Annotated in this window: 14 protein-coding genes; 11 read left to right on the top strand and 3 right to left on the bottom strand. The window is 64.2% G+C overall.

Annotated features, from left to right (window positions below; genetic code table 11):
* Nucleotides 1-129 precede the first annotated feature (129 nt).
* The 4 genes from tsaB (at nucleotide 130) to AC1TPF_RS13185 (ending at nucleotide 3275) form a co-directional block, all read left to right on the top strand.
* Nucleotides 130-792: a tRNA (adenosine(37)-N6)-threonylcarbamoyltransferase complex dimerization subunit type 1 TsaB gene (gene tsaB / locus AC1TPF_RS13200; protein WP_482144337.1), complete on the top strand. Its 663-nt coding sequence runs from the start codon at nucleotides 130-132 to the stop codon at nucleotides 790-792.
* A complete protein-coding gene (gene rimI / locus AC1TPF_RS13195) occupies nucleotides 789-1268 on the top strand; it encodes a ribosomal protein S18-alanine N-acetyltransferase (protein ID WP_482144336.1) in 480 nt (159 codons plus the stop codon). Before tsaB ends, rimI begins: the two co-directional genes overlap by 4 nt.
* A complete protein-coding gene (gene tsaD / locus AC1TPF_RS13190; protein ID WP_482144334.1) occupies nucleotides 1265-2296 on the top strand; it encodes a tRNA (adenosine(37)-N6)-threonylcarbamoyltransferase complex transferase subunit TsaD in 1032 nt (343 codons plus the stop codon). The genes rimI and tsaD overlap by 4 nt, the downstream gene beginning before the upstream one ends.
* Nucleotides 2297-2417: 121 nt before the next feature.
* A complete protein-coding gene (locus tag AC1TPF_RS13185; RefSeq protein WP_482144332.1) occupies nucleotides 2418-3275 on the top strand; it encodes a class I SAM-dependent methyltransferase in 858 nt (285 codons plus the stop codon).
* A gap of 8 nt (nucleotides 3276-3283) precedes the next feature.
* Here the strand turns inward: AC1TPF_RS13185 and AC1TPF_RS13180 are convergent, their stop codons facing one another.
* Nucleotides 3284-3727, bottom strand: coding sequence for a MarR family winged helix-turn-helix transcriptional regulator (locus AC1TPF_RS13180; protein ID WP_482138330.1), 444 nt, complete (start codon nucleotides 3725-3727; stop codon nucleotides 3284-3286).
* 85 nt (nucleotides 3728-3812) lie between these two features.
* Here AC1TPF_RS13180 and AC1TPF_RS13175 point away from each other — a divergent pair, with 85 nt between their 5' ends.
* The 3 genes from AC1TPF_RS13175 to groL all read left to right on the top strand — a co-directional run bounded on the left by AC1TPF_RS13175 (nucleotide 3813) and on the right by groL (nucleotide 7523).
* Nucleotides 3813-5288, top strand: a complete 1476-nt coding sequence (locus AC1TPF_RS13175) for an MFS transporter (protein ID WP_482144330.1) — start codon at nucleotides 3813-3815, stop codon at nucleotides 5286-5288.
* Between the two features lie 177 nt (nucleotides 5289-5465).
* Nucleotides 5466-5765 carry a co-chaperone GroES gene (gene groES, locus AC1TPF_RS13170; RefSeq protein ID WP_482138334.1) on the top strand — a complete coding sequence of 100 codons (300 nt, stop codon included), beginning with the start codon at nucleotides 5466-5468 and terminating at the stop codon, nucleotides 5763-5765.
* Nucleotides 5766-5897: 132 nt separating this feature from the next.
* The gene (gene groL, locus AC1TPF_RS13165; RefSeq protein ID WP_482138336.1) at nucleotides 5898-7523 is read left to right on the top strand and encodes a chaperonin GroEL; all 1626 of its coding nucleotides are present in this window, start codon (nucleotides 5898-5900) and stop codon (nucleotides 7521-7523) included.
* 201 nt (nucleotides 7524-7724) lie between these two features.
* On the opposite strand, the gene AC1TPF_RS13160 is transcribed toward groL, so the two are convergent.
* The gene (locus tag AC1TPF_RS13160) at nucleotides 7725-8021 is read right to left on the bottom strand and encodes a WhiB family transcriptional regulator (protein ID WP_482138338.1); all 297 of its coding nucleotides are present in this window, start codon (nucleotides 8019-8021) and stop codon (nucleotides 7725-7727) included.
* A gap of 436 nt (nucleotides 8022-8457) precedes the next feature.
* Here AC1TPF_RS13160 and AC1TPF_RS13155 point away from each other — a divergent pair, with 436 nt between their 5' ends.
* From AC1TPF_RS13155 to AC1TPF_RS13145, 3 genes are all read left to right on the top strand, one after another.
* The gene (locus AC1TPF_RS13155) at nucleotides 8458-9279 is read left to right on the top strand and encodes a hypothetical protein (RefSeq protein WP_482144327.1); all 822 of its coding nucleotides are present in this window, start codon (nucleotides 8458-8460) and stop codon (nucleotides 9277-9279) included.
* A gap of 224 nt (nucleotides 9280-9503) precedes the next feature.
* Nucleotides 9504-10091 (top strand): sigma-70 family RNA polymerase sigma factor, encoded by a 588-nt coding sequence (locus AC1TPF_RS13150; RefSeq protein ID WP_482138341.1) that lies wholly within the window; start codon nucleotides 9504-9506, stop codon nucleotides 10089-10091.
* Nucleotides 10075-10998 carry an anti-sigma-D factor RsdA gene (locus AC1TPF_RS13145; RefSeq protein ID WP_482138343.1) on the top strand — a complete coding sequence of 308 codons (924 nt, stop codon included), beginning with the start codon at nucleotides 10075-10077 and terminating at the stop codon, nucleotides 10996-10998. Before AC1TPF_RS13150 ends, AC1TPF_RS13145 begins: the two co-directional genes overlap by 17 nt.
* A gap of 116 nt (nucleotides 10999-11114) precedes the next feature.
* On the opposite strand, the gene AC1TPF_RS13140 is transcribed toward AC1TPF_RS13145, so the two are convergent.
* On the bottom strand, nucleotides 11115-11507 hold the full coding sequence (locus AC1TPF_RS13140; RefSeq protein WP_482138344.1) for a DUF5319 family protein: 393 nt from the start codon (nucleotides 11505-11507) through the stop codon (nucleotides 11115-11117).
* A 219-nt stretch (nucleotides 11508-11726) separates the two neighbouring features.
* On the opposite strand from AC1TPF_RS13140, the gene guaB reads away from it, so the two are divergent.
* Nucleotides 11727-13259, top strand: a complete 1533-nt coding sequence (guaB, locus tag AC1TPF_RS13135) for an IMP dehydrogenase (RefSeq protein ID WP_482138346.1) — start codon at nucleotides 11727-11729, stop codon at nucleotides 13257-13259.
* Nucleotides 13260-13338: the final 79 nt, after the last annotated feature.

The following is a 13338-nucleotide window of genomic DNA, read 5'->3' as shown; positions in this document are numbered from 1 at the left end:
GTCTCCCGATCCCATGGGTCGAGCTCCGCTCCGCTTCGTCTCCCGATGATGTGGGGTTGTGGCGAACAAAACCCCAGGTGAGCTGCGCCAAAACGGCACATCATCGGGGGACGGGTACGCTGGCTCATCGTGCTTGTGCTCGCTATCGATACCGCCACTCCCGAAGTTGTCACCGGGATCGTTGAAGTGACCGCAGAAACGGGTCAGGTCGTCATCCGCGCGCAGCGCAGTGAGGTGACCACCCGCGGTCACGCAGAGATCCTCACCACTCGAATCCTCGAATGCCTCGACGAGGCCGGTCTGGCGCGGTCCGATCTCGACGCCGTTGTTGTCGGGCAGGGCCCCGGACCGTTTACGGGATTGCGGGTCGGGCTGGCCACCGGTGCCGCGTTCGGTGATGCACTGGGTCTGCCGGTGCACGGGGTGTGTTCACTCGACGGCATCGCCGCGCAGGCAACCGATGTCGCTTCGTTGCTGGTGGTCACCGATGCCCGGCGTCGTGAGGTCTACTGGGCGCGTTACTCCTGCGGTGTCCGGACTCACGGACCCGATGTGATGGCGCCTGCCGAACTCGGTTCCAAGCTGGCCGGTGAGAAGATCGATGCCAGTGCCGGATCGCCGAGTCATACAAGTCTTTACGACTACCCGATCCTGACCCCGACCGCACCGACCGCGGTTGGTCTGGTGGCGGTGGCGCTGCCTGACCTGCGCTGCGGTGTGGCGCCCAAGCCACTGATCCCGCTCTATCTTCGTCGGCCCGACGCGGTGGAACTCAAGGATCGAAAGAAATGATCGGACCGCTGCTGGCGCGGGATTCGGCACGATGTGCCCGGATCGAAGCGAAGCTGTTCGCTGAGGACTCACCGTGGCCCGCCGAGGCGTTTCGGTCGGAAATCCTTGTACCCCACAATCATTACTTCGCCATGCGTGATGGTGAGACGCTGATCGGCTACGCCGGGATCTCGGTGCTCGGCCCCGCCGATGACCCCGAGTGCGAGATCCACACCATCGCCGTCGATCCGGAGTATCAGGGTCAGGGGCACGGCCGGGAATTGCTCGCGACGCTGCTCGAGATTGCCGACAGCCGAAATGCGCAGGTGTTCCTCGAGGTTCGGACCGACAACGAGACCGCCATCAACCTGTACCGCCGCAACGGATTCGAAGAGCTTGGTGTGCGCCGGGGTTATTATCAGCCCAGCGGAGCCGACGCCTACACCATGCGCCGCCGGGCGATCGGTGAGCAGTCACAATCGGGAGATTCGCAATGATTGTCATGGGTATCGAGAGTTCCTGCGATGAAACCGGGGTCGGCATCGTTCGGTGGAATCCGGATCAGACCACCACACTGCTGGCCGACGAGGTCGCCTCCAGCGTCGAAGAGCATGCCCGCTACGGCGGTGTGGTCCCGGAAGTGGCGTCGCGCGCGCACCTCGAGGCGATCGTGCCGACCATGCGGCGGGCGCTGAGCGCCGCCGACATCAAGGTGCCGGACGCCATCGCGGTGACGATCGGCCCCGGCCTGGCCGGCGCGCTGCTGGTCGGGGTGGCCGCCGCGAAGGCCTACGCCGCGGCCTGGGATGTTCCGCTCTACGCCGTGAACCATCTCGGTGGACACGTCGCGGTCGACACGCTCGAGCACGGACCGATGCCGCCCTGTGTGGCACTGCTGGTGTCGGGCGGGCACACACATCTGCTGCACGTCACCGACCTGGGTGCGCCGATCACCGAACTCGGCACCACGGTCGACGACGCGGCGGGGGAGGCCTTCGACAAGGTCGCCCGGTTGCTCGGTCTGGGTTTCCCAGGCGGCCCAGCGCTCGATGCGGCTGCCGCACACGGGGATCGGAACGCGATCAAGTTCCCGCGCGGAATGACCGGACCCCGCGATTCCCGCCATGATTTCTCGTTCAGCGGCCTCAAGACCGCAGTCGCGAGGCACGTGGAGAAGTGCCGCCGCGACGGTGTGGAACCGCCGGTTGCCGACATCGCCGCGTCGTTCCAGGAAGCCGTCGCCGATGTGCTGACGATGAAGGCGATCCGGGCCTGCGGCGACGTCGGTGTCGACACCCTGGTGCTCGGCGGTGGTGCGACAGCGAACTCGCGGATCCGGTCGATGGCCAAGGAGCGTTGCGATGCCGCCGGCATCACACTTCGTATTCCGAAGCCGCGGCTGTGTACCGACAACGGTGTCATGATCGCCACGTTGGGGGCACATGTCATCGCCGGTGGGGCATCCCCGTCCGCGTTGACCGTTGCGACAGATCCGGGACTGTCGGTTCAGGTCAGCACCTACTGACCGGCGATGGTGTGTCACGAGTTGGCAGTGGTGTGTCACGAGCGGACATCATCGAGCGAGAATCCGTGACAACCACACTCATTGAGCGCATCCTCGTTGTTAACCCCGACGGGAGGCCACGATGGGTGAGCAGGAGAACAACGATCCGCTGCGCAATCAGTTGCATGCGATGTGGAACTCGGTGGCCGACGGCTGGGCCGCGCAGATCGACTACATCGAGGAACGCGGGGCTGCGGTTACCGAGGTGATGCTCGACGGGCTCGCTCTGACGCCCGGAGACCGTGTCCTGGAACTCGCGTGCGGAACCGGCGCCGCCGGCATCGGTGCAGCGCGGCGTGTCGGTGCGGCCGGGATGGTGACGATGTCGGACGTGGCGCCGGACATGGTCGAGGTGGCCACCCACCGGGTGAAGCAGCTGGGGTTCTCCAACATCGCCACGGCGGTACTGGATATCGAGCAGATCGAGATGCCGGCAGATGCCTTCGACGCGGTGCTCTGCCGGGAGGGCCTGATGTTCGCGGTGGAACCCGCACGTGGTCTCACCGAGATCCATCGCGTGCTCAAACCCGGCGGACGGGTGTCGGTTGCGGTGTGGGCTGCCCGAGAGAGGAATCCGTGGCTCGGAGTGATGTTTGACGGGGTGACCGCGGAGCTGGGTTTCGAGGTCCCGCCGCCAGGTGTCCCCGGTCCGTTCTCACTTGCCGACAGGTCCACGCTCACCGGGTTGATCGATTCGGCAGGATTTGTCGATGTGACCATCCAAGAGGTTGACACACCCTGTGTCGCAGCAGATTTCGATCAATGGTGGGAGAGGGTGTCGGCGATGGCGGGCCCGCTTGCCGCGATCATCAAGAACCTTGCACCCGAAGTCCGGGATTCGCTGCGCCGCCGGTTACGAGAATCGGTTGCCGAGTATCAAACCCGCGACGGCATCGAATTGCCCGGCGTGGCACTGGTTGCCGCGGCCAGACGCCCCTGACCGGAACGTCAGGGCTTTACCTCTGATTGATGTAATCCCGTTGCGCCGCACAGGGACCCGGTGTTGTCGTCGTCGGCCTCGGCTCGCAGGATGGCGCGCTGGACCGGTTTGGCGGCCTCGTAGCGGGCCTGCCCGGCGTCGGTCAGTTCGGTGAACACCGACCGGCGGTCGGCGGCGCACATCGACCGCTCGACGAGCCCGTCCTTTTCCAGGCCGGACACCAGTCGCGACAACGCGCTTTGGCTCAGATGGACCTGGCCGGACAGTTCGTTCATCCGCATCTTGTGGTCGGCGGCAGTGGCGAGGACTTCGAGCACCTCGAACTCGCTACTCGAGATCTGTTGGCAGGCTTGCAGTTCCCGGTCGAGGTCGCACTGCAGTTTGTGGTAGCGCACAGACAGCGCGTGCCAGGCCTTGGCCAGCTCGTCGTCGCTTCGGTGCGGGTGTGACATAGCCGCATTCTAGCACATGCAATGGCATTAATTGCAGACACATTTTATGTAGACGAATAAGATGCAACTGCATATAGTTCGTCGCATGACAGTTGAGCTGAAACGAAACACTGCACAACCGCGGCTGATCGATTCCGGGCAGCCGCCCGACCATGTCACCGCTGCCGGTGGGTGGAGCCGAAAGACCTGGATCTTGCTGGTCGTCCTGGCCGGGGCGCTGTTCCTCGACGGACTCGACATCTCGATGGTGGGGGTTGCGCTGCCGTCCATGGGGGCTGACCTGGGCATGGACCAATCGCAACTGCAATGGATTGTGAGCGGCTACGTGCTGGGTTACGGCGGGCTGTTGCTGCTCGGTGGCCGTACCAGCGACCTGCTGGGTCGACGGAAGGTGTTCTTGACCGCCCTTGCGGTGTTCGGTATCGCCTCGGTGATCAGCGCGGCGACCGAGGTCGACAACCTGATCATCGCCCTGAGGTTCGTCAAGGGTGTGGCGGCCGCGTTCACGGTTCCGGCGGGACTGTCGATCATCACCACCACCTTTGCCGAGGGGCCGGCACGGAACAAGGCGCTCTCGATCTACACCGTCGTCGGTGCCAGCGGCTTCTCGCTCGGTTTGGTCTTCGGTGGACTGCTCACCGAATTGTCTTGGCGTGCAACGTTGATATTCCCGGGACCGGTGGCGGTCCTGCTCCTGGTCGTCGGTATCAGGGTGATCCCGCGGTCGGCGCGGACAAACTTCAGTTGGGCCCAATTCGACGTCGTCGGTGCCATCGCATCGACCGGGGCATTGCTCAGCCTGGTCTACGCGGTGGTTCGAGCTCCCGACATCGGCTGGCTGGCACCGTCGACCATCACCCTGTTCGTCGTTTCTGCCCTGTTGGCTTTCGCATTCGTGGGAGTCGAGATGCGCCATCGTCATCCACTGTTGCGCCTGGGGATCCTGCGTTCGATCGCACTTGTCCATGCCAATTTCTCGGCGGCGGCGATGTTTGGCGGGTATGTCGCGTTCCAGTTCGTGGTGACGCTGTACCTCCAGGATTCGCTGGGCTGGTCACCTCTGGAGATGGCGCTGGGATTCCTGCCGGCGGGAGTGTTGGTCGTGGCGAGCGCCGCATTCATGGATCGGGTGCTGGACCGCGTCGATACCAAGCTCCTGATCTCCGGCGGATTTGTGGCCTTCCTGGCCGGCTACCTCTGGTTCCTGCAGGTGGAACCGGGGGCGAGCTACGTGATCTTCCTGCTGCCCACGGTCATATTCCTCGGGGCGGGCTTTGCGGCGACCTTCCCATCGGTGAACTCGCAGGCCACCGCCGGTGTGGCCGATGAGGAGCAGGGACTTGCATCGGGTTTGGTCAACACCAGCATCCAGATCGGTGGAGCCCTGATGATGGCCGTGGTCACGGCCATTCTGGGCAGTGCAGAACCCGGGGAGCCGGGAGAACTCATCGGTGGAATGGTCCCGGCGATCACCGTCATCGCCGTACTCACGACGGTCGCGTTGTTGACGACCGTTGGCGTGATCGTCACCCAGCGGCGGCGGGTGGCGGTCGCAGCTTGAGAAACTTGCACCCTCGGACCTTGAGTGCTGGCACTCGCATGTATAGAGTGCTAGTCGGCGCCCAGTGAGGTTCCGGCACCCGCGACGACGGGACCGATCCAGGCGCCGAATACGTGTTAGACACAGCTACGGGTCCACCTCGGGCCCGAACTACCCCGAAAGTGGAGGGCTCACATCGTGGCGAGCGTGAACATCAAGCCGCTTGAGGACAAGATCCTCGTCCAGGCCAACGAAGCCGAAACGACGACTGCGTCCGGCCTGGTCATCCCGGAAACGGCGAAAGAAAAGCCGCAGGAAGGCACCGTTGTCGCCGTTGGCGAAGGACGCGTGAACGAGCAGGGCAACCGGATCCCGGTCGACGTCAAAGAAGGCGACACCGTCATCTACAGCAAGTACGGCGGCACCGAGATCAAGTACTCCGGCGAGGAGTACCTGATCCTGTCCGCGCGTGACGTGCTGGCAGTCATCTCCAAGTAAATTCTGGTCTCGAGCGATCGAACCTGAATTGGATCACCGCCCCGGCGTCCCCCAGCGGGGTTGCCGGGGCGGTTCTGTTTTTGCGATCACCCAACTGACCAGCCCACTCACTTTCTAGGAGCCACAACACCCATGGCCAAGCAGATCGAATACAACGACGAGGCCCGGCGCTCGCTCGAACGCGGCGTCAACCAGCTCGCCGACGCGGTCAAGGTGACACTGGGACCCCGCGGTCGGCATGTGGTGCTGGCCAAGGCATTCGGCGGACCCAGCGTCACCAACGACGGCGTCACCATCGCCCGTGAGATCGACCTCGAAGACCCGTTCGAGAACCTCGGTGCTCAGCTCGTCAAGTCGGTTGCCACGAAGACCAACGATGTCGCCGGTGACGGCACCACCACCGCAACCGTTCTCGCACAGGCCATCGTCAAGGCCGGCCTGCGCAACGTGGCCGCAGGCGCCAACCCGATCGAACTCGGATTGGGCATCAGCAAGGCTGCCGATGCATTGTCCGAGGCCTTGATCGCCGCCGCGACCCCGGTCAAGGGCGCAAAGGCCATCGCACAGGTCGCCACGGTCTCTTCGCGCGACGAAGAGGTCGGCGAAATGGTCGGACGCGCGATGGAGCGTGTCGGTGTCGACGGTGTTGTCACCGTCGAGGAGAGCTCGGGTCTGATCACGGATCTGGAAGTCACCGAAGGTGTGCAGTTCGACAAGGGCTACCTGTCGCCGTACTTCGTCAATGACATCGACAGCCAGGAAGCCGTCCTCGAAGACGCTCTGGTGCTCATCTACCGCGACAAGATCAGCTCCTTGCCTGATTTCCTGCCGTTGCTGGAGAAGATCGCCGAGTCCGGTAAGCCGGTCCTGATCCTTGCCGAAGATGTCGAGGGCGAGCCGCTGTCGACCCTGGTCGTGAACTCGATCCGCAAGACGATCCGCGCGGTGGCCGTCAAGGCGCCGTACTTCGGTGACCGCCGCAAGGCATTCCTCGAGGATCTGGCCATTGTCACCGACGGCACCGTCATCACCTCGGACATCGGCATCACCCTCGCTGATGCCGGTCTCGACCTGCTCGGCGGCGCTCGCCGGATTGTCGTCACCAAGGACTCGACCACCATCGTCGACGGCGCAGGCACCACCGAGGCCATCGCGAACCGGGCTGATCAGCTTCGTCGCGAGATCGAGGCCAGCGATTCGGACTGGGATCGCGAGAAGCTCGCCGAGCGGCTGGCCAAGCTTGCAGGCGGCATCGCCGTCATCCGGGTCGGAGCAGCAACCGAGACCGCACTCAAGGAGCGCAAGCACCGGGTCGAGGACGCGGTCGCCGCGGCCAAGGCCGCTGTCGAAGAGGGCATCGTCCCCGGCGGTGGATCTGCCATCGTGCAGGCCTCTGCAGCTGTCCTCGACGATCTCGCCGACAGCCTCTCCGGTGATGAGGCACTTGGTGTTCGGGTGGTCCAGAAGGCCGCTTCGGCGCCCTTGTTCTGGATTGCCAGCAACGCCGGTGCCGACGGCGCCGTTGTGGCCTCCAAGGTCGCCGAGCTGCCTCGCGGGCACGGGTTCAACGCAGGCACCCTGACCTATGGTGATCTGCTCGCCGACGGAATCGTTGATCCGGTGAAGGTGACCCGTTCGGCCATCGTCAACGCTGCATCCGTGGCGCGGATGGTGCTGACCACTGAAGGCACGATCACCGAGAAGCCGGCCGGCGCACCTGCCGGTGACGGACACGGGCATCACGGACACGCTCACTGATTCGTGACAAAGGGCCTGAGCCCAGACAAACAACGGTGCCCCGGCGAGATTTCGCCGGGGCACCGTTGTTTGTCATCAGTTCGGGAAATCTTGCTGTGGCCGAGAATTAACGTCAGTGCCTATTTGACTTCACACTGATTTGAAGTGGCCGGCATCAAGAAGTGGGGGTGGAAGTCACTCGTTGTTCGGGTGGTGCGTTGCTCAGCTCGCGATGCGACGGCCGACGCCGCGCTTCATCAAGATTCCACGCTCGGATTCGGACAGTCCGCCCCAGATGCCATATGGCTCTGCAACGGCCAACGCGTGCTCACGGCAGTGCGCCAGGACCGGGCACTGGTGACAGAGTTCTTTTGCCCGCCGCTCGCGTTGGGCGCGGGCCCGTCCACGCTCGCCGTCCGGATGGAAGAACATCGATGAGTCGATTCCGCGGCACAAGCCCTTCATCTGCCAATCCCAGATGTCGGCGTTAGGTCCTGGGAGGTGGTTTGGTTGAGGCATCTGCTGCTCCCCTTTGACGTGCCTTTGCGGCTTAATTGTGAGCTTTATGAAACCGATTCGACGTTTTCCTTGTCGTCCTGCACACCGTATGCAAATGGGTGAAATGGAGTCAATAGCCCGATATCTAGGGCTACGGCAGGGAAAAGTTAGACCGGTGTTAACCATTCGTTTATTGACGCAGAGCCAACTGTCATGTGGCTGATGTGATGCGAGGGGGGCGCGATTGAGGCCATCACCGCAGTTCACAGCGCTGGATAGGGCGCATGTGGAGTAGCGGGGTCGCGGATGTGGTTCGTTACGAAGACATGAGGACACTGCGTCCGATTAACACGTCGGAAATGATTCGGCCATCTATCGTCAACGTTCTGTCGACGTTTCGGCTGATGCAGGTACGTTAAATCTGCGCTAATTCGATTGTCACCGAGTCTGGAGAGCGATGCAGATCACATTACCCGCTATTGCGTTCGGTGGCAGCGCGAGCGCGCAAGAGATTCCACCGGCAGATGGGGCGTGGTCGCGGTGGTTGCGGGCCGTTGCTCTCGGTGGCCAGGGCTTCTATGCCGCTGCCGCGACCGAGTTGCGCCGGATCGACGGTGACGGTGGTGGTCCGGCGCTCAGGTCGCTGGCTGCGAGTACCCGCGCCGCTCACCTGAGGCAGGGTGGCCGGCACCATCGCGCGGCGGACCACGACGGCGCCGCTCTCCATATCGCGGGCCTGGGAGATCTGGGCGAGACCGAATCGGTGACGGCAGCGTGTGATGCCCTGACCGGATTGGCCGCCGACAATCTCGGGCGAGGCATGTTCACGGCCGCGGAGCGACTTCTCGAGCGTGTCGAGCAGATACTCGGTGATCGCCGCACGGTTCCCGGCGGTGATGCGGGGGACTGGATCTGGGGCCCGCGCCTGGAATTGCGGTGGCACTGGGTGTGGGCTGAGCTGGCGATGTATACCGCAGACCCGGCGGGGGCCGCCGAACACGCCGCCGCCGCAGAGGTGATCGCTATCGCGGGTCCGTCGCTGCGACATAGGATCAAGACCGAATTGATCTGCGCGGCTGCTGCGGCCGCAGTCGGGGATACGGCGGCCGCCGGTGATCGCGCGCGATCGGTTGCCGATGCGGCAGCGGCGGCCCGTCAACTGCCGCTGGAGTGGGCGGCGGCGAAACTGTTGGAGGGAATCGGGGCGGGGGAGCACTGGGCGGGACAGGCCGAGCGGCTGGGTTGTGTACTCGCCGGGCGGGGTGGGGCGATGGGTTAGCGTCAACGGCGCGACGCCAGAGGCTGACTAAGCTGACTGTTCATATGAATCAACAAACGGGGGGCGACTCCTGCTGTCATATGAGCGGGGGGCGACGCCGGGCGGTGTACTGGGGGTGATTCCCTCGGGTCGGCGGGGAAAACTTCCCCACGGTCCGTGGGGGGATGGTCCTCGCATGGACATGGGACATTCGACGAAAAGTAACGCGGAGACATCAACGAGCGATGATTTTTACAGGTGACGAGTTGGATCGGGCGGTTACTGCGGCAACGCAGGGCGATCGGTCAGCTCTCTCCGACGTATTAGAGAGTGTCCGTCCCATGGTTGTGCGCTATTGCAGGGCCCGGGTCGGGGGTGGTGAGCGACATTCGCTCTCGGCCGACGACGTTGCGCAGGAGGTCTGTATGGCCGTCATGACCGCGCTGCCCAGGTATCAGGATCAGGGCAGGCCGTTCATGGCGTTTGTGTACGGCATCGCCGCGCACAAAGTCGCGGACGCACACCGGGCGGCGGGCCGGAACAAGTCCGAGCCGGTCGAAGAGTTACCTGAACAGATGGCAACGGGCGGCGGTCCGGAACAGCGGGCCATCGATTCAGACGCGGGTCGGCGGATGAACGCACTGCTGACGAAGCTTCCGGAGAAGCAGCGAGAAGTCCTGGTACTGCGAGTGGTCGTGGGGTTGTCTGCAGAAGAGACGGCCGTCGCCATCGGCAGTACCGCGGGCGCAGTGCGGGTGGCCCAGCATCGGGCGCTCGCAAAGTTGAAGAAAGAAATCATGAAAGGTGGTGAGGGTAGTGTCCAGAAAGCGTGATCGTCGTGCAGGCGGTGTCGACAAGGGATTCGGAGCCATGCCCTCGCCAGATGACGCCGTGCTGGATGAAGACTCGATCCCGGTGGATCTCGGTGCTGTTCGCGCCGATGACGAGTTCATCGAGGCACTGCTGTCGAAGCCGGTCGTTCCGACTCGCACTCAGGTCGACTACGAACTGGCCGGGCTGCTGTCGACGTGGCGTGACGACATGGTGGCCCAGCCGATCGGACAGAAACCCACTCTCGAAGATGTCGAGGCCGGCATCGCCGCCGCCACACGGCGCCAAGCCACGCAGCGACGTTCGCTGCGTATCGCGCGTTATGCCGGGGGTGCGGTGGCCGCGGTTGCCCTCATCTTCGGTGGTGTGAGCGTGGTTGCCCACAATGCGGCGCCCGGCGACCCGCTGTGGGGTGTCAAAGAAGTGATGTTCGGCGCGGATGCGTCATCCACGTTGGCCATGGCAGACGTCGAGGCCAACATCGACCGGGCCGCGCAAGCATTCGTGGCCGGCGACAAACCGGCCGCGAAAAAGTATCTTGACACCGCGGAATCGCTGCTCGATGACGTGCGTGATGCCGGCGACCGAACGTCCTTGGAGCGCAAGATCGTCAAGATGCGCAGCCTGTTGGACGATCCGACATCGAAGACGTCGACTTCGCGACCGGGATCGGGATCGGACAGCTCGAGTCCGGCCCAGGCGCCGTTGACCGTCACGCCCAGCGCACCCACGGCAACTGTGACGGTGCCGCAGGAAACGGTGACGGTCATCCCGTCGGAGACCGCCGTGAGCGAACCCGTGCCGTCGTCGTCGGAGCCACCGCCCACGATCGTCAGTGAGCCGTCGACCTCAGAGCCGCCGCCGTCGAGTACTCCGAGCAGTGAAGTCCCGGTGGTTCCTCCGGGCTGATGCCGACCGCACTGCTGGTGATCGCTAGATCACCAGCAGCAGTTTCAGTGCGCGTCAGGATTTTCAGTGCACGTCAGGATTCGGTCGGCTTTGCGCGGATCAGTCGTCGCGCAGTTTTAGTCGTCTTCGCGGACGTGCATCATCGCGTCGGCGTATCCACGGCAGTAGTCCCACGTGACATATGCCTCTGGCGACGGATCGACGGCCGGCTCGTGAGGCCGCACGGTTCCCTCGACGAGGAGCTGCAGCAGATTCGCGCGCAGCATGTCCCAGTCGTGGTAGTGGTCGAGTTGGCAGTCGTCGCAGATCACAACAAGACCGCGGACACCGCGGCGATTGAGTAATGCCTCGTAAACGGCGAGGTCGGCGAGGTCTTCCTCGATCGCCATCCGCTCACCCGCGTCCAAGGGTTCTCCGGGAGGGGCTGCATCGAGCGCTGCCGATGGGTCCCCTCGGGGATCGTCGGCAAAAGGATCCGGTGGCAGGCCCGGTGGCAAATGGTCTCGCACCCTGACCACGGTAGTCAGCCGCACCCCACGAGCGCCACTCTGCGCGCGGGGTGGCGAAAAGTTTCCGTTGCGCGGATGACAGTGCGACGGCGATATCGGGGTGTGAGGGGCGGCTCCGCTGCCGTGGCAGGGGTTGCACTTTCGAGCAGATAGGATAGGGGCATTCAAACGACTGTGCTGTCTCACGACGATGGCCCGACCGGAATGAGCGTGCCCGGAATGAACAATCAGATAGCCGGCCCAGCCCACGTGTGGACCGGTGGTGACGATCCGAACAAGGTGGCCATGCTCGGCCTCACCTTCGACGACGTTCTGCTGCTTCCTGCCGCCTCTGATGTCATTCCGAGTGACGTCGATACGTCCACGAAGTTGACAAGGGAGATCACCCTGCGGGTTCCGCTGGTGAGCTCCGCGATGGACACCGTGACCGAGTCGCGCATGGCGATCGCGATGGCCCGTGCCGGTGGCATGGGCGTACTGCACCGGAACCTGTCGATCGAGGCGCAGGCAGGTCAGGTCGAGACGGTGAAGCGTTCCGAGGCGGGCATGGTGACCAATCCGGTCACCTGCAGTCCCACCGACACGCTGGCCGAAGTCGACGCGATGTGCGCCCGGTACCGCATTTCCGGTCTGCCGGTCACCGATGACGCGGGTGAACTGGTCGGCATCATCACCAACCGTGACATGCGGTTCGAGGTCGATCAGAATCGTCCGGTCGCCGAGGTCATGACCAAGGCGCCGTTGATCACCGCGCAAGAAGGTGTCTCCGCGGAGGCCGCGCTCGGGCTCCTGCGCCGGCACAAGATCGAGAAGCTCCCCATCGTCGACGGACATGGCCGGCTCACCGGCTTGATCACCGTCAAAGACTTCGTGAAGACCGATCAGCATCCCCTCGCCACCAAAGACGCCGATGGTCGGCTGCTCGTCGGTGCGGCCGTCGGTACGGGCGGCGACCAGTGGGCCCGCGCGATGGCTTTGGCCGACGCCGGTGTCGACGTCATCATCGTGGACACCGCCCACGCCCACAATCGCCTGGTGCTGGAGATGGTCAGCAAGCTCAAGGCCGAGGTGGGTTCCAAGGTCCAGATCGTCGGCGGAAACGTGGCGACCCGCGCGGCTGCTGCCGCGCTCGTGGAAGCGGGCGCCGACGCGGTCAAGGTCGGTGTCGGACCCGGATCGATCTGCACCACCCGCGTTGTCGCCGGAGTCGGTGCTCCGCAGATCACCGCGGTGATGGAGGCCGTCGCGGTCTGCAAGCCGGCCGGGGTCCCGGTGATCGCCGACGGCGGTCTGCAGTTCTCGGGTGACATCGCCAAGGCGCTGGCCGCAGGCGCATCCACCGCGATGCTGGGATCGCTGCTGGCAGGGACCGCGGAGTCTCCCGGCGAGCTGATCCTGGTGGGCGGCAAGCAGTTCAAGAGCTACCGGGGTATGGGTTCGCTCGGTGCGATGCAGGGTCGCGGTCAGGCCAAGTCGTACTCGAAGGACCGTTACTTCCAGGACGACGTGCTGTCGGAAGAGAAGCTGGTTCCCGAAGGCATCGAAGGCCGGGTTCCGTTCCGCGGACCGTTGTCCCAGGTGATCCACCAACTCGGTGGCGGACTCCGGGCAGCCATGGGCTACACCGGCTCGAGCTCGATCACCGACCTGCAGAATGCGCAGTTCGTGCAGATCACGGCAGCCGGTCTCAAGGAAAGTCATCCGCACGACATCACCATGACCGTCGAGGCACCCAACTACACTTCCCGGTGAAAACCTGGTCGGCGGCGAGCCGGCCGTCCGGGGAGCGGTCAATTCAGCTGGTCGGCATCACCACTGTGTGATGCGCAGC

This window comes from Williamsia sp. Y853 (assembly GCF_056786495.1).
The sequence above is the reverse complement of the archived record's forward strand: the minus strand, read 5'-3'. Positions and strand labels throughout refer to the sequence as shown.